Below are 22,341 nucleotides of genomic sequence, written 5' to 3'. Positions count from 1 at the left end.
CGAACTGATCATTCCACGAAAAGACGAGGACGAGACTTGACCCCACTCAACCCCCGCCCCCTTGGCAGGCTTTTCGCAGGACTCAGCCTCCTTCTCGCCGCCGGCACCGCTCTCGCCGACTACACCTGGAACTTCCCCACCCCGGTCACGCCCATCGCCCGGGACACCCTCCACATCCACAACGAGTTCATGGTGATCATCACCGTGCTCTTCGTGGTGGTGTTCTCGATCATGGTCTATTCCATGATCAAGCATCGCAAGAGCACCGGGGTCGAACCCGCCACCTTCACCGGCCCCACCGGTGCCTTCCAGTGGTTCTGGGTGCTGGTGCCCTTCGGCATCCTGCTCTTCATCGACTTCGTGCTGATGGGCATCCCGGCCTTCCACGCGGTGATCGAGATGGAAGACACCCGCACCAAGGCCGACATGGTGCTCAAGGTCACCGGGCTGCAGTGGAAATGGCAGTACGAATACCCCGACTCCGGCATCAAGTTCATCAGCACCATGTCCACCCCCCGCGAGCAGATCGAGGGCAAGGCGGCCAAGGGCGAGAACTACCTGCTGGAGGTGGATAACGAAGTGGTGCTGCCGGTGGGCAAGAAGGTCCGGGTGCTGCTCACCTCCACCGACGTGATTCACACCTGGTGGGTGCCCCAGTTCGGCGTCAAGCGCGACGCCATCCCCGGCTTCCTGCGCGAAACCTGGGTGCGCATCGAGGAGCCCGGCGTGTATCGGGGCCAGTGCGCCGAGCTGTGTGGCAAGGACCACGGCTTCATGCCCGTGGTGGTGCGCGCCGTGCCCGAGGCCGAATACGTGGCCTGGGTGGACAAGAAGAAGACCGAGATGGCCGCAGCGGCAGCCGGCAGCGACCGGGCCTGGACCAAGGACGAGCTGATGGCCGCCGGCAAGGCCGCCTACGAGAAGAACTGCGCCGCCTGCCACCAGGCCGAAGGCCAGGGCCTCCCGCCGGCCTTCCCGGCCCTGGCGGGCAGCAAGATCGTCACCGGCCCGCTGCTCTCGCCGGAGGGCAAGCTGATCCCCGACAGCCATGTGGACCGAGTGCTCAACGGCAAGACGGGTACGGCCATGCAGGCCTTCAAGGCCACCCTGTCGGACGCCGACCTCGCCGCCATCATCACCTACGAGCGCAACGCCTTCGGCAACAACAAGGGCGACATGATCCAGCCCGCCCAGATCAAGGCCCTTCGCTGAGGAGCATCGGATGAACACCGCCACCCACACCCTCGATCCCCATGCCGGCCATGCCCATCACCCCACCGGGGTGCTGCGCTGGCTGACCACCACCAACCACAAGGACATCGGCACGATGTACCTGACCTTCTCCCTGCTGATGTTCTTCCTCGGCGGGGCGATGATCCTGGCAGTGCGGGCGGAGCTCTTCCAGCCCGGCCTGCAGCTGATGAAGCCGGAGTTCTTCAACCAGTTGATCGGCGTGCACGCCCTGGTGATGATCTTCGCGGCCCTGATGCCCGCTGCCACCGGCTTTGCCAACTGGATGATCCCGCTGATGATCGGCGCCCCCGACATGGCCCTGCCGCGCCTCAACAACTGGGGCTTCTGGCTGCTGCCACCGGCTGCCCTGCTGCTCACCATGCCCTTCATCCTGGCGATCTTCGGTATCGGTGACGGCGCGGTGGCCACCGGCTGGACGCTCTACGCGCCCCTGTCGGTGCAGGGCGGCATCGGGGTGGATTTCGCCATCTTCTCGATCCACATCCTGGGCATCAGCTCCATCATGGGCTCGATCAACATCATCGCCACCCTGCTCAACATGCGGGCCCCCGGCATGACGCTGATGAAGATGCCCCTCTTCTGCTGGGGCTGGCTGGTCACCGCGGTGCTGCTGATCATCACCCTGCCGGTGCTCGCCGGGGGCGTGACCATGCTGCTCACCGACCGCCACTTCGGCACCCACTTCTTCAACGCCGCCGGTGGGGGCGACCCGATCCTGTTCCAGCACCTGTTCTGGTTCTTCGGCCACCCCGAGGTGTACATCCTGCTGCTACCGGTGTGGGGCCTGATGCCCCATGTTCTCTCCACCTTCACCCGCAAGCCCATCTACGGCCACACCGCCCAGGTCTACGGCTTCATCGCCATCGGCGTGCTGGGCCTCATCGTGTGGGCGCACCACTTCATGACCGCCGGCCTGCCGGTGCCGGCCCTGCTCTACTTCATGTACAGCACCATGGCCATATCCCTGCCCCTGGCCGTGCTGTTCTTCTGCTGGATCGCCACCATGTGGCGGGGCGCCATGAGCTTCGAGACGCCCATGCTGTTTGCCATCGGCTTCATCGTGCTGTTCGGCATTGCCGGCCTGACCGGCCTGGTGCTGGCCGACGTGGCCGCCGATGCCCAGTACCACCACAGCTACTTCGTGGTCGCCCACTTCCACTACGCGCTGTTTGCCGGCGGCATCATGGGCGTGATGACCGGGGTTTACTACTGGCTGCCCAAGTGGACCGGCCACATGTACAGCGAAAAGCTCGGCAAGCTGCACTTCTGGCTCACCGTGATCAGCTTCAACTTCACCTTCATGCCCCAGTTCTTCCTGGGCCTGGCCGGCATGCCCCGGCGCATTCCCGACTACGCGCTGCAATTCACCGAATTCAACGCCATCTCCACCGTCGGCGCCTTCGTACTCGGCCTGTCACAGCTGCTCTTCGCCTGGAACATCTGGCGCTGCGTGAAGGGAGGCGACAAGGCCACCGACAAGGTCTGGGAAGGCAGCAACGGGCTGGAATGGGAGCTCAGCTCGCCGCCCCCCTACCACTCCTGGGACACCCAGCCCGTCATCAAATCCACCCCCTGAGGAGAACCGGCATGCATCTCGACGACTCTGACCTCGCCCTGCGCCGCCGCGCCTCGGCCCGTTTTGCCTGGGTGCTGGGCAGCGTGGCCGTAGGCCTCTACCTCATCGGCTTCTTCATCCAGCGCTAGGCATCGCCGTGAACGAGGCCACCCTTCCACCGCCCCGCAAGCACGGCCGCCTGGTCGTCCGCCTGCTGTTGCTGGCGGTGGCTTTCTTCGCCTTCGGCTTCGCCCTGGTGCCGCTCTACGACACCTTCTGCGAGGCGGTCGGCTTCAACGGCAAGACCCTGCGCGACGCCACCCAAGCCAAGGACCTGCCGCCCAGCGCGGTGGATTACAACCGCAAGCTCGGCGTGCAATTCATCTCGACCCTCATGCCCGGCCTGCCCTGGGAGATCCGCCCCCTCGAGCCGGCCATCGAGCTGCACCCGGGTGAGCTGCGCACCACCCGCTTCCTGGTGCGCAACCTGTCCGACCAGACCATCGTAGGCCAGGCCGTGCCCAGCGTGTCGCCCACGGTGGCGGCACGCAGCTTCCAGAAACTCGACTGCTTCTGCTTCACCCAGCAGACCCTGGCCCCGGGCGAAAGCCGCGAGATGGCCCTGACCTTCGTCGTGGACAGCGGCATCGACAAGGACATCTCCGAGCTGACCCTGGCCTACGCCTTCTTCCCCGCGCCGCCGAAACCGTGATTCAACCTCTTGCCCTCGGGAGCATGCCTTGAACGCTTCGCACGCCACCACCGCCGCGCCCCACGCCACGCACTACTACGTGCCACAACCCAGTCTGTACCCGATCTTCCTGTCGGGCGGGATGTTCCTGCTGGCCCTGGGCTTCATCCTGCTGATGAACAAGTTCGCCCCGGGGCCCTGGGTCATGAGTACCGGAGCGGCGGTGATCATCTTCGTGCTGTTCAAATGGTTTGGCGCAGTGATCGCCGAGAACCAGCGTGGCGACTACACCGACTGGGAGGACAAATCCTTCCGCCAGGGCATGGTGTGGTTCATCGGCTCGGAGGTCATGTTCTTCGCCGCCTTCTTCGGCGCCCTGTTCTACTGCCGGGTCATCTCGGTACCGGCCCTGGCCGGCATGGACCCGGCCTTCACCCTGTACGAGGGCTTCACCGCCGCCTGGCCCACCTCGGGCCCCAAGGGCGCCAGCTTCACCCCCATGGGCGCCTGGGGCATCCCCGCCATCAATACGGCGCTGCTGCTCACCTCGGGCATCACGCTCACCTGGGCCCACTGGGGGCTGATGAAGGGCAAGCGCAGCCAGCTCAACCTGGGGTTGATCCTCACCGTGCTGCTGGGGGTCATCTTCCTCGGCTTCCAGGCCTATGAATATCACCACGCCTATGCCGAGCTGGGCCTGACCATGGGTGCGGGCGTCTATGGCGCCACCTTCTTCATGCTCACGGGCTTCCACGGCTTCCACGTCACCCTCGGCGCCATCATGCTGGCTGTGGTGGCAGGCCGCTGCCTGTCCGGGCATTTCGACGCCAGACGCCACTTCGCCTTCGAGGCGGTGGCCTGGTACTGGCACTTCGTGGATGTGGTGTGGCTGCTGCTGTTCGTGGTGGTGTATTGGCTGTAGGCGCGAGACCTACTCAACCGCCGTAGCCACCAAAGCGCCCGGCCAGCAGCAGGCCGGCAAAGAGCAAGAGGGAGAGGGAGATGCGCAAGGTAAGCGCCCGCACAACCCGGTCGCCGTGGCCCTTGTCGCGATAAAGGAAGACCAGGCCCGAAAAGAGGCTGCCGATGACCAGCAACAGCATGAATACCACTGCCAACTTGAACAGCACAGCGCGCTCCTCCGGGGTCTTCGGCCGATTGTGCGCCCGCCTTCGGGCCACCACAAGCGGCCGGCGCTTCCGCCCGTCGGTATGGGGCGGAATGCTGGCGATGGGGGTCGCAGCCGGCTGCATCCAGTTGGGCAACTGGCAGCATGCCAAGGCCGACCGCAAGCAGGCCGCCCAGGCCCTGCTCGACCAGCGGGGCGCCGACGCGCCGGTGAGTCTCGGCGCCACCGGGGTCGATGCCGAAGCCCTGCGCTCCCGCCCGGTGGTGGTGCGCGGCCGCTTCGACACCACCCACCAGATCCTCCTCGACAACCGCATCCATCGAGAGCAGGCCGGCTACCACGTCATCACACCGCTGCGCATCGAGGGGAGCGACATGCGCGTGCTGGTCAACCGGGGCTGGGTCCCGGCCTCCGCCCTGCACAGCGATCTGCCGCAGATCGCCACCCCCACGGGCCCGGTGGCCCTGCATGGCACCGCGGTGGTGCCTGGCACCCGCTTCTTCACCCTGGGCAAGGAGCCGATCGGCGAAGGCTGGCAACCCGTGTGGCAGAACCTCGACCTGGCCCGCTTCACCCGGCTGGTCCCCTGGCCGCTGCAACCCGTGGTAGTGCAACTGGCCCCGGATGCCCCCGCCGGTTTCGCCCGGGAATGGCCGCGGCCCGACGAGCGCTTCGAGCGCCACCTGTCCTACGCCTGGCAGTGGTACGGCTTTGCCGCCTCCGCCCTGCTGATCTGGCTGGCCCTCGGCTGGAAGCGCCCCTGATGCGCGGCAAACGCACCCTGGCCCTGGTCCTTGGTCTGCTGCTGCTGCCTTTCGTGGTGGCGGCAACGCTCTACTTCGTCGGCTGGCACCCGGACCGCTCGGGCAACCACGGCGAACTGCTGTCACCTCCACGGGCCCTGCCGGCCCTGGTCGACGCCAGGGGAGCCCACCTGGGTGTCAGCGCCACGCCCCACTGGCGCCTGGTGATTGCCGGCTCAGGCCCCTGCGACGAGGCCTGCCGCAAGTGGATCGTCCTGACCCGTCAGGTGCATGTGGCGCTGTACAAGCAGATGTCCCGGGTCCAGCGCACCTGGCTTACCGATCAGCCCACCCCCGATGACGCCGCCCTCCTCGCCCTCCAGCCCGACCTGCACACCGCCGTCGCCGCCGATGCGCCCTCCCGCGCGGCCTTCGACCTCGGCAGCAGCGGGTACCGGGTGTACGTGGTCGACCCCCAGGACAGGATCATCCTGCGCTACGCCCCCGATGCCGACCCCCAGGGCATCCTGAAAGACATGGAACGCCTGCTGCGCTATGCGTGGGCAGGCTGAAGAGCCGCATTGCCCGCCGCATTGCCTGCCCCTACCCCCGGAGACCCCGATGCCGACGCTCCTGACCAGCACCACCGCCCCCACACCCCTCGGCCTGCGTCTGGCGGCCTTTGCCACCCAGTGCAAACCGCGGGTCAACAGCCTGATCGTGTTCACCGCGATGATCGGCATGTTCCTCGCCGTTCCGGGCTGGCCGCCGGCCGGGTTGATGCTCGCCGCGACAGTCGGCATCGCCCTGGTGGCAGGCGCCGCGGCGGCCATCAACTGCCTGGTCGAGCGCACCATCGACGCCCGTATGGCGCGCACCCGCGGCCGTGCCCTGCCCCTGGGCCTGATCACCCCCACCGAAACCCTCACCCTGGCCTGCCTCACCGGCGGCGCCGGCCTGTGGCTGCTGCATGTGGCCGTCAATCCCCTGACCATGTGGCTGACCCTGGCCACCTTCCTCGGCTACGCCATCGTCTACACCCTGATCCTCAAGCCCGCCACGCCCATGAACATCGTCATCGGCGGCGCCTCGGGGGCCATGCCGCCGGTGCTCGGCTGGGCCGCCATGACCGACAGCATCGGCCTGCCGGCCCTGGCCCTGTTCCTCATCATCTTTCTGTGGACCCCGCCCCACTTCTGGGCCCTGGCCTGCTACCGGCGCGAGGAATACGCCCGTGCCGGCCTGCCCATGCTGCCGGTGAGCCACGGCGTGCCCCTCACCTGCCTGCACATCCTGCTGTACACCGTGCTGCTGGCCGCCGTGTCCTACCTGCCCTGCACCCTGGGCCTCTCCGGTGCGGTCTACGCCGCCCTGGTCACCGTGCTCAACCTGGGCTATCTGCGTGAGGCCTGGGTGCTGTGGCGCAACTACTCCGATGCCCGCGCCCGGCGCGCCTTCCGCTACTCCCTGATCTACCTGACCGGGCTGTTCGCCGCCCTCTTCCTCGACCGCCTGGCCTGATCGCCCCCCGGACCCGCCCATGACCCGAACCTATCGAAGGCTTGCCCTGGCGGCCCTGCTCCTGGCCCTGGTGGTGGTGTCCCTGGGGGCCTACGTGCGCCTCTCCGACGCGGGCCTGGGCTGCCCCGACTGGCCCGGCTGCTACGGCCAGCTGGTGGGGGTGCCCGACGAAGCCCACGAAATCCACGCCGCCGAGCAGCACTTCGGGCAACCCGTCGAGGCGCCCAAGGCCTGGAAGGAGATGATCCACCGCTACGCCGCCGGCCTGCTGGGTCTGGCCATCCTGGCCCTCGCGCTGCTCGCCTGGCGCCAGCGCGAGCGACGCAGCCCCTGGCTCGAGGTGCTGCTGCTGGCCGTGGTGGCCGGGCAGGCCCTGCTGGGCATGCTCACCGTCACCCGACTGCTCAAGCCGGTCATCGTCACCAGCCACCTGCTGGGCGGCATGAGCACCCTGGCGCTGCTGGCGGTGCTGGTGCTGCGCGACCTGGCATCGCCCCGCCGGCTTTCCGCCCTGCCGGGCGGACTGCGCCTGCTGGCCGTATTGGCCCTGGGTGCCGTGTTGATGCAGATCGCCCTGGGGGGCTGGGTGAGCAGCAATTACGCCGCCGCCATCTGCGCCGACTTTCCCACCTGCCAGGGCAGCTGGTGGCCCGAGATGGACACCCACCACGCCTTCACCCTGGACCGGGAGCTCGGCACCACCGCCAGCGGCGCGCTGCTGTCCGGTGCGGCCCTGACCGCCATCCACTGGGTCCACCGGCTGGGCGCGGCGCTGGTCCTGCTGCTGGCCGGCGGCTTCGCCCTGCGCCTGCTGGCCCGCCCCGAGACCCGCCTTTACGGGCAGTGTGTTCTGGCAGCCCTCGTGCTGCAGATCGGCCTGGGCATCGCCAACGTGCTCTTGCAGCTGCCCCTGGCCCTGGCCGTCGCTCACAACACCGGCGCAGCCCTGCTGCTCGGCGCCACCCTGGCCGCCAGCTACCGGGTCTTCCAGCGCAACGAAGCCCGCCAACCCTTTCAGGCGGCGGGCTTCCCCAGGCGGATGCAGGCCCTGCGCTGAGGGCCACGCCGATCACAGCATCATGATCACCGACTTGGGCTCGGTGTACAGCTCCAGGGCCGAACGCCCGGCCTCGCGGCCGATGCCCGACTGCTTGAAGCCGCCGAAGGGCATCACGTTCTCGATGATGTTGTGGCAGTTCACCCACACCGTCCCGGCCTTGATCTTCGGGATCAGGCGATGCACCCGCGACAGGTCGTTGGACCAGATGCTGGCCGCCAGCCCGTAGGGCGTGTCGTTGGCCCGCCGGGCAATCTCCTCCACATCATCGAAGGGCTGGGCCACCACCACAGGGCCGAAGATCTCCTCCCGCACCACGCGCATGTCCTCGCGCACATCCACCAGCACGGTGGGCTGCACGAAGCAGCCTGGCCCCTCGCCCACCGCGCCGCCCGCCGCCGCCCGGGCGCCTTCGGCAAAGCCGCTGTTCACATACTCCATCACCCGCCCCTGCTGAACCTTGCTCACCAGGGGACCGATCTGGGTGGCCGGGTCGATGCCCGGGCCCAGGCGCATGCCCGCCGCAATGCCGGAGAGGGCGTCCACCACCGCGTCAAAGCGGCTCTTGTGGACATACAGGCGGGAGCCCGCGGTGCACACCTGCCCCTGATTGAAAAAGATGGCCTGGGCCGCCCCCGCCGCCGCAACGGCCGGGTCCACGTCGTCCAGCACGATCACCGGGCTCTTGCCACCCAGTTCGAGGGAGACCCGGGTCATGTTCTCCATGGCAGCCTTTCCCACCAGCTTGCCCACCTCGGTGGACCCGGTGAAGGCGATCTTCTGGATGCCCGGGTGGGCGGCCAGGGCGGCACCAGCCGTGTGCCCCAGGCCGGTGACCACGTTGAGCACACCGGCCGGGTAGCCTGCCTCCAGGGCCAGCTCACCCAGGCGCAGAGCGGTGAGGGGCGTGTCCTCGGCCGGCTTGAGGATCATGGTGCAGCCGGCGGCCAGGGCCGGCGCCACCTTCCACACGGCCATCAGCAGGGGGAAGTTCCAGGGGATGATGGCCCCCACCACCCCCACCGGCTCGCGCCGGGTGAAGCCGAAGAACTCCCGCTCGCGCACCAGGGGCACCGACAGCTCCATGGTGTGCCCTTCGATCTTGGTGGCCCAGCCGGCCATGTAGCGGATGAAGTCGATGGACAGGGCCACGTCCACATGGCGCGCCATCATCACCGGCTTGCCGTTGTCCAGAGCCTCCAGCTCGGCGAACTCCTGAGCGTGGGCTTCCAGCAGGTCGGCCAGGCGCAGCAGCAGGCGCTCCCGGTCCACCGGGCGGTGACGTGGCCATTCACCGCTTTCAAACGCCTGGCGGGCGGCGGCCACGGCCCGTTCGATGTCGGCCGCGTCGCCGGCGGGCACATGGCAGAAGGCCTCGTTGCTGGCCGGATCGGTGACTGGCAGGCTGGCGCCGGAGGCCGCCTCCACCCACTCGCCACCGATCAGCATGCGGCGGGGGCGGGCCAGGAAAGCGGCGGTATCGGGGTGCAGGGCAATGCCGTGAAAACTGTTCATGGGTCTCTCCTCGGACGGGGTGCCATCAATAGACATACAGCAGGCGGGCCTGGAGGGCGCTGATCTTGGGGCCCTCCTCCACCTTCAGGTCATGCACGTACTGGAGCTGCACCTGCCACTGCTTGTCCACGAAGGACGCCCAGGTGAGCATCGCCGTGCCGTTGTTCTTGCGCCCGGCAATGTCGGCACCATTCAGGGTTTCCTTGGCGCCCCAGGCGTGGCGGTAGGTGGCGGCCACGTAGGTGGCGTCACTGAGGTGGTAGCGCAGGTGGCCATGGGCCTGGAGCAGCGGGTCCTTCTGCGACTTGGTGTCGCGCTGGTCCTGGTAGAACTCGGTCTCGCCGATCAGATCCACCGTCCAGTTGTTGGAGAGCTTGCGGATGTAGCCCACCTGCAAATCGGTGGCCCAGCGGTTGTTGCTGAGGGCAAAGCCCTGGTTCTTGTCGCTGCCGGTGGGGGCGGTGAAGAACACCGACCAGCCCAGGTGCTCGCCCTTGGCCAGATCGGCGATGGTCCACAGGGTGCCGCCGAAGATCACGTCGCCGATGCCGCTGCTCTTGGTGTCGGACAGGCCGATCTTCTGGCTGCCGAAGGGCAGGATGATCTGCGGGTCGATGATGTAGTCGCCCAGCTTCATGAAGTGCACATAACGCAGGATGCCGGCATTGACCGACAGATCCAGGTTATCCACCACCTTGTTGCCGTTGCTGTACACCTTGTCGGCGCGGGGAAACTGGGCGTAGGCCAAGAGCAGGTTGGTGCCGGCCGGCAGGCCGGTGTAGTCGCCCGGGTCGGGGCGCACGTCGGCGCGGGCACCGCCGGTGGCCAGGGTCAGGAGGGCGGCGGCGCAGGCGCCGGCGATAATGGAGCGGGTCATCTTCATGGGTGTCTCCTCATGGTGTGCAACACGATGGCCGGACGTCGCCGCGTCCGGTCCGGAATAAAAAGGGCCGTGACCACCCGGAAGGGGAGGGGGTGAAACGGTGGTCACGGCAAGAGGGAGGCAGGGCTCCGGAGGGGTTAAAGGTCAGGATCGGGGTCGGGTTCAGGGCTTGGGCCGGATGGCGTCGGCGGTGCCCTGGATGAAGGCCTTGATCTTCTCCACGTCCTCCCGGCTGAGCTTGCCGGTGAAGTCGGGCATGCCCTTCTTCACGAAGGGGCCGTTGAAGACGAAGTCGCCCAGGTTTTCGATGTCAGCGGACGGGACGTAGCCCAGGTTGGGGATGTTGCCGCCCTTGTCCACACCCGGCACCCCGTGGCAGAAGACGCAGTTGCTCACGTAGAGCTTGGTGCCTTCGGGGATGTGGGCCGGGTCGTACTTGACGCCGGAGATGAGCTGGCCGAGGGGGTAGTCCGGCACCTTGGGCAGCGGCGCACTGGCCCCGACCGCAAAGGTGTAGACGCGTCCCAGATCGTGCTTGTCGGTGGCGCGCTGGAACAGCCCGAAGACGCCCCCCCAGCCCACGGCGATCGACACGTACTGGCGGCCATCCACCTCGTAGGTCACCGGCGGGGCTACCATGCCGACGCCGATGGGCGCCTCCCACAGCTTCTCGCCCTTGTCGGCACTGTAGGCGGCAAAGCGGCCGTCCGCCGTGCCGGCAAACACCAGGTTGCCGGCGGTGGTGAGGGTGCCGCCGTTCCAGGGCGAGGCATATTCCTGGCGCCACACCTCTTTCTGCTTCACCGGGTCCCAGGCCACCAGCCGGCCGAAGGCCTTGCTCTTGGGCGGCTGGCTGTTGATTTGCATGCCCAGGTTCCAGCCGGTGCCCGACTGGGGCTGGCCCGGGGTGTTGGCGTTGAAGCGCCAGTCCTTGTCCTCGGCCAGGTTGACGGGCACGTTCTGCACCGGGAAGTAGGCCAGGCCGGTCTTCGGGTTGAAGGACATGGCATGCCAGTTGTGGCCACCGAAGGGGCCGGGCACGCTGTCGAAGGCCTCCCGGGAGCGGGCCTGCGGCGTCTCGATGGGCCGGCCCTTGCGGTCATAACCGGTGGCCCAGTTCACCTCGGTGAAGGGCTTGGCGGAAATGAATTTGCCGTTGGTCCGGTCGATCACGAAGAAGAAGCCGTTCTTGGGCGCGTGCAGGATCACCTTGCGCTTCTTGCCGGCGATGTTGAGGTCGGTGAGGATCATGTCCTGCACCGAGGTGTAGTCCCAGTTATCGCCCGGGGTCTCCTGGTAGTGCCAGACGTACTCGCCGGTGTCGGGGTTGAGGGCGACGACGGAGGCCAGGTAGAGGTTGTCACCACCCTTGGGGCTGCGCTTGCGGTGGTTCCAGGGCGAGCCGTTGCCGGTGCCCACGTACATCAGGTTGAGCTCGGGGTCGTAGGTCATGCTGTTCCAGACCGTCCCGCCGCCACCGGCAACCCACCACTGGCCGGCCGGGTCCCAGGTTTTGGCGGCCTTGGCCATGGCGTCGTTCTCGAAGGGCTTGGCCGGATCGCCCGGCACGGTGTACCAGCGCCACTTCTGTTCGCCGGTCTCGGCATCGTAGGCGGTGAGGTAGCCCCGCACCCCGTATTCGGCACCGCCATTGCCGATGATCACCTTGCCCTTGATGACCCGCGGCGCGCCGGTCACGGTATAGGGGCGGCTGCGGTCTTCAACCGTGTCCTTTTCCCACACGGGCTTGCCGGTGGCCGCATCCAGCGCCACCAGGCGGCCGTCGAAGGTACCCACGAAGACCTTGCCCCTGTACAGGGCAACGCCCCGGTTCACCACGTCGCAGCAGCCCTTCTGGGCATACTCGCGGGGCACCTTGGGGTCGTAGGACCACAGCCGCTTGCCGCTGCGTACATCCACCGCATGCACCACGCTCCAGGACGCGGTAACGTACATGATGCCGTCCACCACCAGCGGCGTGGCCTCCACGCCCCGGGACGACTCCAGGTTGTAGGTCCAGGCCAGGCCGAGCTGATTCACGTTGCCGGCATGGATGCCGGTGAGCTTGCTGTGGCGGGTTTCGGCGTAATCGAGCCCGTAGGCCGGCCAGTCGGTGCTGCGGGCGGCATTGGCGCGGATGGCGCTTTCATCGATGCGGGCGGTGACTGCGGCGATATGCTCCGGGGAGCCCTTGGGTGCGGCCAGGGCCGCCTGACAGACGAGGGCGCCGGCCAGCAGACCGGCAAGCCCGATCACGGCCTGGCGACCGCGGGGGAAAGTTCGTTGCATGTTGTCTCCAGATTGACTTCGTTCATTGAAGTTCTTTAATGTGGAACGCGTTTCACAGCAGCGGCGAAACGTCGTTCCGGACCAGCAACACTTCTGCAGCAGCAAGCGTGCCGCCCCGGAAACACTCATAACAACCAATAAAAATCAAACACTTGGCCAAGCACCCCGGTCTTCCCCTGGCAAGACCGGCCACTCAGCACTGACTTGAAACGAGTCAACACCGGTGTCACCGGTTGACTCGCAACTGGCCACATGGAGGAGACACCATGGGAGAGCAGCTCGCCTCGTTCGAGGCACGACTGGAACAAGGACGCAGACAATTCTTCGAAGGCGGACAGTCCCCTGCCGGACTCGTCAGCCCGCCCGTCATCCGATCGTGGGAACGATCCCTGGCTTACGGGCTTCAGACCGGCGACGCCAGGGTGATGAACCCGGTGTCGCGGGAGCAGACCCAGGCCGTCACCGAACGCAACCATCGCCTGGTCGCCTGCGCGCTACCCGAGATGGAAAGGCTGCGCACGATGATGGCCCGGGGGCACTGGGGCATCGTGTGCACCGACCCGGACGGACGGGTGGTCAAGTCCCTGTGCGGTACGGGGACGTCATTTGATGGCCTGAACCAGATCTTCCAGGTCGGCCGCTCCATCCTGGAGGCCGACATCGGCACCAACGGCCTGGGCTGCGCCCTGATCGAGCGCCAGCCCATCGTGATCCGTGCCGCCGAGCATTTCCTCGACGAGATCCGCCCCTTTGCCTGTGCCTCGGTGCCCCTGTTCGATCCGGCCGGGCAGCTGGCGGGCATCCTCGACGCCACACGCTACTGTGACGGCAGCCCGATCACGGTGCTCGAACCTCTGGCCATCGCCGCCCGCGCCATCGAGAACCGCATGCTGGACGATCTGGGGGGCTCCCTGCGCCTGTGTTTCCACACCCGTCCGGAACTGCTGGCCACCCCGCTGGCGGGCGTGATGGTCTTTGACGACGCGGGGCAACTGCTGGGCGCCAATCAGGCAGCCCGCCAGCTGCTGCACCTCGTCCCCGAACGGGACAGCAGCCCCGGCTTCAGCCAGCTTTTCGACTGCCCGGCCGAAACCTTCAACCAGGCCCTGTCCGGCCGGATCACCCAGGGGACGCTGTGGAACGACGACGGCCTGGGCTTCGAGGCCCGCTTCGAGGCCCGCGACCGGAGCACCTTGATGGCCCGGATCGGCAACGCCGTGCGGACCCTGCGCAACACCGACGACAGTCGCCCGGCCACCAGCCCCCTCGGCGCCGGGATGGACGGCCCCGCCGGGCGCGCCCTGCACATCGCCCGCCGGGCCTTCGAGCGCGACATCCCGGTGCTCATCAACGGCGAAACCGGCACCGGCAAGGAAGTCCTGGCCCGCCGCCTGCACGACGAGAGCGACCGGGCCGCCGGCCCCTTCGTGGCGATCAATTGTTCGTCCCTGCCGGCCGGGCTGATCGAATCGGAGTTCTTTGGCTATGAAGACGGCGCCTTCACCGGTGGGCGCCGGGGCGGTGCGCCGGGCAAGTTCGAACTGGCCCGGGGTGGCACCCTGTTCCTCGACGAGATCGGCGACATGCCCCTGGAGCTGCAAGGGCGCCTCCTGCGCGTGCTCCAGGAGCGCAACTTCACCCGCCTGGGTGGCGCCCGGCCGATCCGCTTCGACGCCCGCATCATCACTGCCACCCACCGCAGCCTGGAAGAACGGGTGGCCGAGGGCTTGTTCCGCGAGGACCTGTACTACCGCATCAAGGGGGTGAAGGTGTGCCTCCCCGCCCTGCGCGACCGGGATGACCGCGCGGCCTTGATCACTTCAATGCTGGCCCGGGAGGCTGGCACGGCCACCGCCGCCCCCCGGCTCTCGGCGGACGCCACGCACATCCTCATGCACTACCCCTGGCCGGGCAACATCCGCCAGCTGGGCCACGTGCTGCGCCTTGCCCTGACCCTGGCCGAGGACGACACGGAGATCCGCCCCGAACACCTGCCCGAAGAGCTGCTGGAGCGTGAGACCTTCCAGGCTCCGCAGACCACGACACGGCCGGATGTGCGCAACATGTGCCTGCGCGAGCTGGAGCTGGAGGCCGTCAGGGCCGCCATGACCCGCAGCGGCGGCAACGTGTCGGCGGCCGCCCGCAGCCTGAAGGTGGCCCGGGCCACCCTCTACCGCAAGCTCAAGCAGTTCGGGATGCTGAGCTGAGGCCGCTCAGGCGGCCAGGGCCGCCAGCAGCTTGCCGTGGATGCCGCCAAAGCCGCCGTTGCTCATGACCAGGATGCGGTCACCGTCCCGGGCCTCGGCCACGATGGCTTTCACCAGCGCGTCCAGGTCGTCCTCCACCACCGTCTTGCCGGCGATGGGCTCGAGGGCGGCCCGGGCGTCCCAGCCCAGGTTGGCGCCGTAGCAGAAGACCTTGTCGGCCTGGGCCAGGCTGGCCGGCAACTGGTCCTTCATCACACCCAGCTTCATGGTGTTGGAGCGGGGCTCCAGCACGGCCAGGATGCGGGCCTCCCCCACCTGGCGGCGCAGGCCCTCCACGGTGAGGGTGATGGCCGTCGGGTGGTGGGCAAAGTCGTCGTATACCGCCACGCCACGCACGGTGCCGCGCAACTCGAGCCGGCGCTTCACACCCTCGAAGCGGGTCAGGGCATCCAGCGCCACCTCGGGCGTGACGCCCACATGGCGAGCCGCCGCGATGGCGGCCAGGGCGTTGGCGCGATTGTGACTGCCCGACAGGGGCAGGCGCCGGCGGCCGATCTCCTTGCCCAGATGGCGCACCACCACCTCGTCCTCGGTCGCGCCTTCGGCCACCGACCAGCCGGCAGCGTCGTTGAACCATTCCAGCTCCGACCAGCAACCGCGCTGCATCACCCGCGGCAGGGTTTCCTCGGCGGCGTTGGCGATGATCCGGCCCGTGCGCGGGATGATCCGCACCAGGTGGTGGAACTGGGTTTCGATGGCCTGCAGATCGGCGAAGATGTCCGCGTGATCGAACTCCAGGTTGTTGAGGATGGCCGTGCGCGGGCGGTAATGGACGAACTTGGAGCGCTTGTCGCAGAAGGCCGTGTCGTACTCGTCGGCCTCGATGACGAAGAAGGGCGTCTCACCCAGGCGCGCCGACAGGCCGAAGTTCTTGGGCACCCCGCCCACCAGGAAGCCCGGCTTGAGGCCGGCGTCCTCGAGTATCCACGCCAGCAGGGACGTGGTGGTGGTCTTGCCGTGGGTGCCGGCCACCGCCAGCACCCAGCGCCCCTGCAGCACGTTCTCGGCCAGCCACTGGGGGCCGGAGACATAAGGCAGCCCCTTGTCGAGGATCTCCTCAAGGAGCGGATTGCCCCGGGAGATGGCGTTGCCCACCACGAACACGTCCGGCTTGAGGGCCAGCTGGTCAACCCCATAGCCCTCGACAAGGCGGATGCCCTGCTCTTCCAGCTGGGTGCTCATGGGGGGATAGACGTTGGCATCGCAGCCCGTCACGGTGTGGCCGGCCGCCCGTGCCAGCAGGGCGATACCACCCATGAAGGTGCCGCAGATACCAAGAATGTGAATATGCATAGTCCGGAAGGCAGAAACAGCGCCGCAATAGTCGTGTGTAGAATGGTTGGCATTCTAATCGAACGGGGAGCTCCGACCGCCCATGCCGCGCCCTGCCGTTCCCCATCGCAGCAACCTGCGCCGTGAGATCGCCGCCCTGGCAGCCCGCATGATCGCCGAGGACGGCATCACCGACTATGGCTTTGCCAAGCGCAAGGCCGCCCGCCAGCTGGGCGCCGTCAATGCCGACGAGCTGCCCAACAACGCCGAGATCGAGGCCGAGGTCCGCACCTACCTGGCCGTTTTCCAGGACGACGAGCACCTGGAACGCCAGCACGCCATGCGCGTCGCCGCCGCAGAGATCATGCGCGAGCTGGAAGCCTTCCGCCCCTATCTGACCGGCGCCGTGCTGGAAGGCACCGCCGGACGCTACTCTGACGTGGAGATCGACCTCTTCCCGGAAAGCGCCAAGGAGGTGGAGATCTTCTTCCTCAACAACGACGTGGCCTACGAGCACCGGGAGCCCCGCCGCAACCAGCCCGAAGGCCCCGAGGCGATCCTCGTCTTCGACTGGGACGATGTGCCGGTCAAGCTGCGCATCTACTCGCCGGACGTGGAACGCCTGCACCGCCGCGGCGCCCACGGATCGCGTCAGATGGAACGGGCGCGCCTCTCCGTCGTCGAAGCCCTCATCAACGAAACACCGGCCCCTGCCGAACTCCCCCCATGAAACGTGGAATCCGCTTTCTTCTGGTCGTCATCGTCGCTTTTGCAGCCGGTGCAGCCGGCCTGTATGCAGCCCGTCAAAGCCCCTCCTCCCCTCCCGTCACACCAGCCCTGAACGCCGCGGTGGGCAAACTGATGGCCCTCGACCTGCCCGACACCACGGGCAAGCAGCAGCCCCTGGCCCAATGGCAGGGCAAGGTGCTGGTGGTGAACTTCTGGGCTACCTGGTGCCCCCCCTGCCGCAAGGAAATTCCGGCTTTTTCGGCCTTGAGCCGCAAATATGCCGACAAGGGCGTCCAGTTTGTCGGCATCAGCATCGACACCCCGAAGAACGTGATCGATTTCCAGGCCGCCCAGAAGGTGGCCTACCCCCTGGTGATCGCCTCGCCATCGGTCGTCGGCCTGACCGAAGAGCTTGGCAACGCCTCCCAGGGCCTTCCTTTCACCCTTATCCTTGATCGCAAGGGCAACATCAGCCTGGTCAAGCTGGGCATGCTTTCGGAAGAAGAACTCGACCGCAAACTGGCCGAACTCAGCAAGGGCTGAGCGCCTGCCGCAGCCCCGCGCGGTGGACAAATTGCGTCAAACTACGGCAAACTTGCACACATGACGCGGAAAAAACGCCCCCAGGAAGCCACCGCAGAGGACCTTCCCCAGAACCGCATTCTCGTTCTGCATGGTCCCAACCTCAATCTGCTCGGTCGCCGGGAACCCGGCATCTACGGGCTTACCACGCTTGCCGACATCCATGAAGCCATGGAAAGTCGGGCCAAGGCCGATGGGGTGCTGCTGGAGTCCTTCCAGAGCAATCACGAAGGCGAATTGATCGACCGGGTGCAGGCCGCCGCCACCGAAGGCGTCAACTTCATCGTCATCAATCCGGCGGCCTACACCCACACCAGCGTGGCCCTGCGCGACGCCCTCGCCGGCGTCGCCATTCCGTTCGTCGAAGTGCATCTATCCAACGTCCACGCCCGCGAGCCCTTCCGTCACCACTCGTATTTTTCCGACAAGGCTGTCGGGGTGATCTGCGGGCTGGGAGCCCAGGGCTATCAACTCGCTCTCGAGTTCGCCCTCTCCCGTCTCCGCGCCGAGCGCGGCTAAACCAGACACAGGCAGGCCCGCCGTCCGGCGGGCTGCCGCATATATCAAGGGGAATACTATGGATCTTCGCAAGCTCAAGAAATTGATCGACCTGGTCCAGGAATCGGGCATCTCCGAGCTGGAAGTCACCGAAGGCGAGGAGAAAGTCCGCATCGCCAAGCACATCGCCGGCCCCGCGCCGGTGAGCTACGTGGCCCACGCCCCCGCCGCCGCACCGGTTGCTGCTGCACCGGCCGCCGCCGCACCCGCTGCGAGCACCGAACCGACCCTGCCCGAAGGCCATGTGGTCAAGTCGCCCATGGTCGGCACCTTCTACCGCTCCAGCGCCCCGGGCGGCAAGCCCCTGGCTGAGGTCGGCCAGAGCGTGTCTGCCGGCGAACCCCTGTGCATCATCGAAGCCATGAAGCTGATGAACGAGATCGAGGCCGACGCCGCTGGCGTCATCAAGGCCATCCTGGTCGAGAACGGCGAGCCCGTGGAGTTTGGCGAACCCCTGTTCATCATCGGCTGAGCATGGCCATGTTCGAGAAGATCCTCATTGCCAACCGGGGCGAGATCGCCCTGCGCGTGCTGCGGGCCTGCCGTGAGCTAGGCATCAAGACCGTCGCCGTTCACTCCGAGCCCGACGCCGAGGCCAAGTACGTGAAGCTCGCCGACGAGTCCGTGTGCATCGGCCCGGCCTCGTCCGCGCTGAGCTACCTCAACATCCCCGCGCTCATCTCCGCGGCCGAGGTCACCGATGCAGAAGCCATCCACCCCGGCTACGGCTTCCTCTCCGAAAACGCCGACTTCGCCGAACGGGTCGAGCAATCCGGCTTCGTCTTCATCGGCCCCCGCGCCGAGACCATCCGCCTGATGGGCGACAAGGTGTCGGCCAAGGACGCTATGAAGGCCGCCGGCGTGCCCTGCGTGCCCGGCTCCGAAGGCGCTCTGCCCGACGACCCCAAGGAGATCGTCAAGATCGCCCGGGCCATCGGCTACCCGGTGATCATCAAGGCCGCCGGCGGCGGCGGCGGACGCGGCATGCGCGTGGTGCACACCGAGGCCGCGCTGCTCAACGCCGTCACCACGACCCGCTCCGAGGCCGGCGCCTTCTTCGGCAACCCCATGGTTTACATGGAGAAGTTCCTGGAAAACCCGCGTCACGTGGAGATCCAGATCCTCGCCGACCAGCATGGCAATGCCATCCACCTGGGCGAGCGCGACTGCTCCATGCAGCGCCGCCACCAGAAGGTCATCGAGGAAGCCCCGGCACCGGGCATCGAACGCCGCCACATCCTGCGCATCGGCGAGCGCTGCGCCGAGGCCTGCCGCAAGATCGGCTACCGGGGCGCCGGCACCTTCGAGTTCCTCTACGAGAACGGCGAGTTCTACTTCATCGAGATGAACACCCGGGTCCAGGTCGAGCACCCGGTCACCGAGCTGATCACCGGCGTGGACATCGTGCAGGAGCAGATCCGCGTCGCCGCCGGCCAGAAGCTGCGCTACAAGCAGAAGGACATCGAGTTCCGCGGCCACGCCATCGAGTGCCGCATCAACGCTGAAGACCCGTTCAAGTTCACCCCCTGCCCAGGCAAGATCGGTAACTGGCACGTGCCCGGTGGCCCCGGCATCCGCGTGGACTCCCATGTCTACAACGGCTACACCGTGCCCCAGCACTACGACTCGATGATCGGCAAGCTGATCGCCTACGGCGACACCCGTGACCAGGCCATCCGCCGCATGCGCATCGCCCTGTCCGAAATGCTTGTCGAAGGTATCAAGACCAACATCCCGCTGCACCAGGAGCTGATGCTCGATGCCCGCTTCGTCGAAGGCGGCACCAGCATCCACTACCTGGAGCACAAGCTGGCGGGGCGCAACGAGGTCAGCAAGAACTGATGTGGATTTCGGTCATCCTGCAGGCTGACGCGCGCCGCGCCGAAGCCCTCTCCGAAGCGCTGATGGAGCATGGCGCCCTGTCGGTGAGCATCGACGACGCCGACGCCGGCACCGAGGCTGAAAAGCCCCAGTTCGGCGAACCCGGCATGTCCCCGGCCAGCCTGTGGGACCACAGCCGCGTCATCGCCCTGTTCGACACCGACACCGACCTCGCCAAGGCCCTGGCCACCGCCACGGCCGCCGCGGGGCTCGCCGCCGTGCCGCCCTTCACCATCGAGGAGGTGGAAGAACAGAACTGGGTGCAGCTCACCCAGAGCCAGTTCGACCCGATCCGCATCACCGACCGCCTGTGGATCGTGCCCTCGTGGCACGAATCCCCCGACGCCAGTGCCATCAACCTGATCCTCGATCCAGGCATGGCCTTCGGCACCGGGTCGCATCCGACCACCCGCCTGTGCCTCGAGTGGCTGACCACCGAAATCCAGCCGGGCGTCAGCGTGCTCGACTACGGCTGCGGCTCCGGCATCCTGGCCATCGCCGCAGTCAAGCTCGGGGCGGGCGAAGTCACCGGCGTAGACATCGACGAGAAGGCTGTCGAAACCGCCGCCGACAATGCCGCCAACAATAATGTGAGCCTGCACCTGCAGGTTTCCGCCAAGCCCCTCGACGGTACCTTCCAGCGAGTGGTTGCCAACATCCTGACCAACCCCCTCAAGATGCTCGCCCCACTGCTGGCGGCCCGCGTCGCCCCTGGCGGCAAGCTGGCCCTGTCGGGGGTTCTGGAGGCCCAGGCCCAGGACGTCATCGACGCCTACGCCCCCTACATCGCGCTGCGCGTTGGCGCCACCCACGAAGGCTGGGTTCGCCTTGAAGGCGACCGGCCGGAGCCGGCGGTGTCATGATCCTGGCGCGCTGCCCGGAGTGTTCCACCACCTTCCGGGTGCGCCCCGAGCAGCTGCGCGCCCGCCAGGGGCGCGTGCGCTGCGGTCAGTGCCAGCATGCCTTCAATGCTCTCGAGACCCTGGTCGACGAGGGTATTCCGGCCCATCCGCATCTACCGCCGCCTGCGGGCGGAACGGCGCTCTTCGTCCTGGAAGAGAAGCCCACTGAGCTCACCGACCCGGCGGAACGCTTCGAGCCCCACGACGGCGGGCCTCCCATCGCCGCTGACACCATCCAGCCCGAACCCCTCGACCTCCAGCAGGCCGTCGAGACGGAGTGGGATGCAGAACCGCTCATCGAATTCGGCGCTGCCCTCCCGGACGCCCCTCTGTCAGACGCGCCCCTGCCGGACGACACCCCGCCACAGCCCGCCGACACGGACATGGCCGAGGTCACCGACGTCCTGCTGCTGGAAGAGGACCAGGCGCTGACGGACACCCCACCCCACCCGGCGGCTTTGTTCGACGAGACCGATCGCCGCGAGCCGGTGGGCGAAATCAGCGCAGAGGCGTGGCCGCCCGAAGCCGCAGACACACCGCAGGACGCTCCAACTCCGGCGGAAGCCCTCCCCGCTGAAGCCTTTCCGGACGAGGCCTTCCCGAGTTTTGACGAGATTCCGGCCTTCGAGCCGCCGCCGGACGGAGCTTCCTCCCCGTCCTTCGACGAAGCCGCCCTGCTGGGCAAGCTGCCCATCCCCGACTCCCTGTCGCTGGACCTGGACGCCCACCCCGACGCACTGACCGACACCCGCCCGGCACAGGGCGCCTCCCCGGACTTTGATCTCCCGCCGGAGACGGCAGGCAGCGAAGCCCCCATCGACTTCGACACCCTGATCCACACCCGGGACCCGGGACATGCCAGCGAGGCGCTGACCCCGCCCCATACGCCGGAGCCTCAGCTCGACAGCATCACCGCTGCAGCCTCCCCGGCAGGCACCGCCGACACCGTCGAGGACGAAGATGAGGACGACAGCGATACAGCTGACCCGCAGGAGGAAACCCGCAGCCCGGCACTCGGCCAGGCCCTGTGGGCAGCTGCAGCCACCCTGCTGACCCTGGGGGTGCTGGCCCAGGGCGCGCTGGTCTTCCGCAACGAGATCGCCCTGTCCTCACCCCAGCTGCGCCCCGCCCTGGAAAGTCTGTGCGCCGGCCTCGGCTGCGATCTTCCCCTGCCCCGTCACGCCGCCGACATCGCCATCGAGAGCTCGGACATCCAGCCCGACGCCAGCCGCGAGGCCTACTTCACCCTGCACGCCACCCTGCGCAACCGGGCCGAATTCCAGCAGGCCTGGCCCCACGTGGAGATCACCCTCACCGACGCCCGCGACAAGGCCCTGGTGCGGCGCGTCCTGGAGCCCGCCCAATGGCTGCCGGCCGATGCGCCCAAAGATGCCTTCCCGGCGCGGGGCGAGACCGCCATCCGGGTGGCTTTCGAGGCACCCGGCGTGGCCGCCGCCGGCTACCGGGTCTACGCCTTCTACCCCTGACAAACCCCGCCCGGCCGGAGCGGATC

At 67.5% G+C, this 22,341-nt stretch carries 21 protein-coding genes; 16 read left to right on the top strand and 5 right to left on the bottom strand.

Translation table 11 applies throughout. The annotated features are described in order from the left end of the window. Nucleotides 1–36 precede the first annotated feature (36 nt). The 4 genes from coxB to L6Q67_RS07260 all read left to right on the top strand — a co-directional run bounded on the left by coxB (nucleotide 37) and on the right by L6Q67_RS07260 (nucleotide 4,422). A complete protein-coding gene (gene coxB / locus L6Q67_RS07275; protein ID WP_296567484.1) occupies nucleotides 37–1,212 on the top strand; it encodes a cytochrome c oxidase subunit II in 1,176 nt (391 codons plus the stop codon). Nucleotides 1,213–1,222: 10 nt separating this feature from the next. Next, entirely contained in the window at nucleotides 1,223–2,830 is a 1,608-nt protein-coding gene (ctaD, locus tag L6Q67_RS07270) for a cytochrome c oxidase subunit I (RefSeq protein WP_296567483.1), read from the top strand. A gap of 136 nt (nucleotides 2,831–2,966) precedes the next feature. Then, on the top strand, nucleotides 2,967–3,521 hold the full coding sequence (locus L6Q67_RS07265; RefSeq protein WP_296567481.1) for a cytochrome c oxidase assembly protein: 555 nt from the start codon (nucleotides 2,967–2,969) through the stop codon (nucleotides 3,519–3,521). 28 nt (nucleotides 3,522–3,549) lie between these two features. Beyond that, nucleotides 3,550–4,422 (top strand): cytochrome c oxidase subunit 3, encoded by an 873-nt coding sequence (locus tag L6Q67_RS07260; RefSeq protein WP_296567479.1) that lies wholly within the window; start codon nucleotides 3,550–3,552, stop codon nucleotides 4,420–4,422. 13 nt (nucleotides 4,423–4,435) lie between these two features. Here the strand turns inward: L6Q67_RS07260 and L6Q67_RS07255 are convergent, their stop codons facing one another. Continuing rightward, the gene (locus L6Q67_RS07255; RefSeq protein WP_296567477.1) at nucleotides 4,436–4,630 is read right to left on the bottom strand and encodes a twin transmembrane helix small protein; all 195 of its coding nucleotides are present in this window, start codon (nucleotides 4,628–4,630) and stop codon (nucleotides 4,436–4,438) included. A 100-nt stretch (nucleotides 4,631–4,730) separates the two neighbouring features. Here L6Q67_RS07255 and L6Q67_RS07250 point away from each other — a divergent pair, with 100 nt between their 5' ends. The 4 genes from L6Q67_RS07250 to L6Q67_RS07235 are packed head-to-tail and all read left to right on the top strand — an operon-like array spanning nucleotide 4,731 to nucleotide 7,950. Beyond that, complete coding sequence (locus L6Q67_RS07250) at nucleotides 4,731–5,393, top strand: SURF1 family protein (protein WP_296567475.1); 663 nt, start codon at nucleotides 4,731–4,733, stop codon at nucleotides 5,391–5,393. Continuing rightward, complete coding sequence (locus L6Q67_RS07245; RefSeq protein ID WP_296567473.1) at nucleotides 5,393–5,944, top strand: hypothetical protein; 552 nt, start codon at nucleotides 5,393–5,395, stop codon at nucleotides 5,942–5,944. Before L6Q67_RS07250 ends, L6Q67_RS07245 begins: the two co-directional genes overlap by 1 nt. Nucleotides 5,945–5,993: 49 nt before the next feature. Then, a complete protein-coding gene (gene cyoE, locus L6Q67_RS07240) occupies nucleotides 5,994–6,893 on the top strand; it encodes a heme o synthase (protein WP_296567471.1) in 900 nt (299 codons plus the stop codon). A gap of 19 nt (nucleotides 6,894–6,912) precedes the next feature. Further along, nucleotides 6,913–7,950: a heme A synthase gene (locus L6Q67_RS07235; protein ID WP_296567468.1), complete on the top strand. Its 1,038-nt coding sequence runs from the start codon at nucleotides 6,913–6,915 to the stop codon at nucleotides 7,948–7,950. Nucleotides 7,951–7,962: 12 nt separating this feature from the next. On the opposite strand, the gene L6Q67_RS07230 is transcribed toward L6Q67_RS07235, so the two are convergent. The 3 genes from L6Q67_RS07230 to L6Q67_RS07220 form a co-directional block, all read right to left on the bottom strand. Continuing rightward, entirely contained in the window at nucleotides 7,963–9,465 is a 1,503-nt protein-coding gene (locus tag L6Q67_RS07230; RefSeq protein WP_296567465.1) for an aldehyde dehydrogenase family protein, read from the bottom strand. Nucleotides 9,466–9,490: 25 nt separating this feature from the next. Beyond that, nucleotides 9,491–10,348: a transporter gene (locus L6Q67_RS07225; RefSeq protein WP_296567462.1), complete on the bottom strand. Its 858-nt coding sequence runs from the start codon at nucleotides 10,346–10,348 to the stop codon at nucleotides 9,491–9,493. A 162-nt stretch (nucleotides 10,349–10,510) separates the two neighbouring features. After that, nucleotides 10,511–12,637 (bottom strand): PQQ-dependent dehydrogenase, methanol/ethanol family, encoded by a 2,127-nt coding sequence (locus L6Q67_RS07220; RefSeq protein ID WP_296567460.1) that lies wholly within the window; start codon nucleotides 12,635–12,637, stop codon nucleotides 10,511–10,513. A 266-nt stretch (nucleotides 12,638–12,903) separates the two neighbouring features. On the opposite strand from L6Q67_RS07220, the gene L6Q67_RS07215 reads away from it, so the two are divergent. Beyond that, complete coding sequence (locus L6Q67_RS07215; protein ID WP_296567457.1) at nucleotides 12,904–14,844, top strand: sigma-54-dependent Fis family transcriptional regulator; 1,941 nt, start codon at nucleotides 12,904–12,906, stop codon at nucleotides 14,842–14,844. A 6-nt stretch (nucleotides 14,845–14,850) separates the two neighbouring features. On the opposite strand, the gene mpl is transcribed toward L6Q67_RS07215, so the two are convergent. Next, nucleotides 14,851–16,197 (bottom strand): UDP-N-acetylmuramate:L-alanyl-gamma-D-glutamyl-meso-diaminopimelate ligase, encoded by a 1,347-nt coding sequence (mpl, locus tag L6Q67_RS07210; RefSeq protein ID WP_296567447.1) that lies wholly within the window; start codon nucleotides 16,195–16,197, stop codon nucleotides 14,851–14,853. A gap of 148 nt (nucleotides 16,198–16,345) precedes the next feature. Here mpl and L6Q67_RS07205 point away from each other — a divergent pair, with 148 nt between their 5' ends. The 7 genes from L6Q67_RS07205 to L6Q67_RS07175 are packed head-to-tail and all read left to right on the top strand — an operon-like array spanning nucleotide 16,346 to nucleotide 22,315. Continuing rightward, on the top strand, nucleotides 16,346–16,906 hold the full coding sequence (locus tag L6Q67_RS07205) for a hypothetical protein (RefSeq protein WP_296567750.1): 561 nt from the start codon (nucleotides 16,346–16,348) through the stop codon (nucleotides 16,904–16,906). Continuing rightward, nucleotides 16,903–17,448, top strand: coding sequence for a TlpA disulfide reductase family protein (locus tag L6Q67_RS07200; protein ID WP_296567445.1), 546 nt, complete (start codon nucleotides 16,903–16,905; stop codon nucleotides 17,446–17,448). Before L6Q67_RS07205 ends, L6Q67_RS07200 begins: the two co-directional genes overlap by 4 nt. 60 nt (nucleotides 17,449–17,508) lie before the next feature. Next, complete coding sequence (aroQ, locus tag L6Q67_RS07195; protein ID WP_296567442.1) at nucleotides 17,509–18,006, top strand: type II 3-dehydroquinate dehydratase; 498 nt, start codon at nucleotides 17,509–17,511, stop codon at nucleotides 18,004–18,006. 58 nt (nucleotides 18,007–18,064) lie between these two features. Then, a complete protein-coding gene (accB, locus tag L6Q67_RS07190; protein ID WP_296567439.1) occupies nucleotides 18,065–18,517 on the top strand; it encodes an acetyl-CoA carboxylase biotin carboxyl carrier protein in 453 nt (150 codons plus the stop codon). 8 nt (nucleotides 18,518–18,525) lie between these two features. Next, nucleotides 18,526–19,887, top strand: a complete 1,362-nt coding sequence (accC, locus tag L6Q67_RS07185; RefSeq protein ID WP_296567437.1) for an acetyl-CoA carboxylase biotin carboxylase subunit — start codon at nucleotides 18,526–18,528, stop codon at nucleotides 19,885–19,887. Beyond that, entirely contained in the window at nucleotides 19,887–20,789 is a 903-nt protein-coding gene (gene prmA / locus L6Q67_RS07180; RefSeq protein WP_296567434.1) for a 50S ribosomal protein L11 methyltransferase, read from the top strand. The genes accC and prmA overlap by 1 nt, the downstream gene beginning before the upstream one ends. Further along, nucleotides 20,786–22,315, top strand: a complete 1,530-nt coding sequence (locus tag L6Q67_RS07175) for a DUF3426 domain-containing protein (RefSeq protein ID WP_296567431.1) — start codon at nucleotides 20,786–20,788, stop codon at nucleotides 22,313–22,315. Before prmA ends, L6Q67_RS07175 begins: the two co-directional genes overlap by 4 nt. Nucleotides 22,316–22,341: the final 26 nt, after the last annotated feature.

Origin of the sequence: Zoogloea sp., assembly GCF_023150065.1 — a bacterium.
Classification (GTDB): Bacteria; Pseudomonadota; Gammaproteobacteria; order Burkholderiales; family Rhodocyclaceae; genus Zoogloea.
Note: the sequence above shows the minus strand (reverse complement) of the source record. Positions and strands in the feature narration are given on the sequence as shown.

Bases quoted from the DNA above. Each gene is read 5' to 3' on its own strand.
- L6Q67_RS07200 (WP_296567445.1), top strand. From the start codon at position 16,903: ATGAAACGTGGAATCCGCTTTCTTCTGGTCGTCATCGTCGCTTTTGCA.
- L6Q67_RS07215 (WP_296567457.1), top strand. From the start codon at position 12,904: ATGGGAGAGCAGCTCGCCTCGTTCGAGGCACGACTGGAACAAGGACGC.
- accC (WP_296567437.1), top strand. From the start codon at position 18,526: ATGTTCGAGAAGATCCTCATTGCCAACCGGGGCGAGATCGCCCTGCGC.
- L6Q67_RS07220 (WP_296567460.1), bottom strand. From the start codon at position 12,637: ATGCAACGAACTTTCCCCCGCGGTCGCCAGGCCGTGATCGGGCTTGCC.
- L6Q67_RS07245 (WP_296567473.1), top strand. From the start codon at position 5,393: ATGCGCGGCAAACGCACCCTGGCCCTGGTCCTTGGTCTGCTGCTGCTG.
- L6Q67_RS07250 (WP_296567475.1), top strand. From the start codon at position 4,731: ATGGGGGTCGCAGCCGGCTGCATCCAGTTGGGCAACTGGCAGCATGCC.
- cyoE (WP_296567471.1), top strand. From the start codon at position 5,994: ATGCCGACGCTCCTGACCAGCACCACCGCCCCCACACCCCTCGGCCTG.
- ctaD (WP_296567483.1), top strand. From the start codon at position 1,223: ATGAACACCGCCACCCACACCCTCGATCCCCATGCCGGCCATGCCCAT.
- accB (WP_296567439.1), top strand. From the start codon at position 18,065: ATGGATCTTCGCAAGCTCAAGAAATTGATCGACCTGGTCCAGGAATCG.
- L6Q67_RS07230 (WP_296567465.1), bottom strand. From the start codon at position 9,465: ATGAACAGTTTTCACGGCATTGCCCTGCACCCCGATACCGCCGCTTTC.
- L6Q67_RS07235 (WP_296567468.1), top strand. From the start codon at position 6,913: ATGACCCGAACCTATCGAAGGCTTGCCCTGGCGGCCCTGCTCCTGGCC.
- L6Q67_RS07225 (WP_296567462.1), bottom strand. From the start codon at position 10,348: ATGAAGATGACCCGCTCCATTATCGCCGGCGCCTGCGCCGCCGCCCTC.
- L6Q67_RS07175 (WP_296567431.1), top strand. From the start codon at position 20,786: ATGATCCTGGCGCGCTGCCCGGAGTGTTCCACCACCTTCCGGGTGCGC.
- prmA (WP_296567434.1), top strand. From the start codon at position 19,887: ATGTGGATTTCGGTCATCCTGCAGGCTGACGCGCGCCGCGCCGAAGCC.
- L6Q67_RS07205 (WP_296567750.1), top strand. From the start codon at position 16,346: ATGATCGCCGAGGACGGCATCACCGACTATGGCTTTGCCAAGCGCAAG.
- mpl (WP_296567447.1), bottom strand. From the start codon at position 16,197: ATGCATATTCACATTCTTGGTATCTGCGGCACCTTCATGGGTGGTATC.
- aroQ (WP_296567442.1), top strand. From the start codon at position 17,509: ATGACGCGGAAAAAACGCCCCCAGGAAGCCACCGCAGAGGACCTTCCC.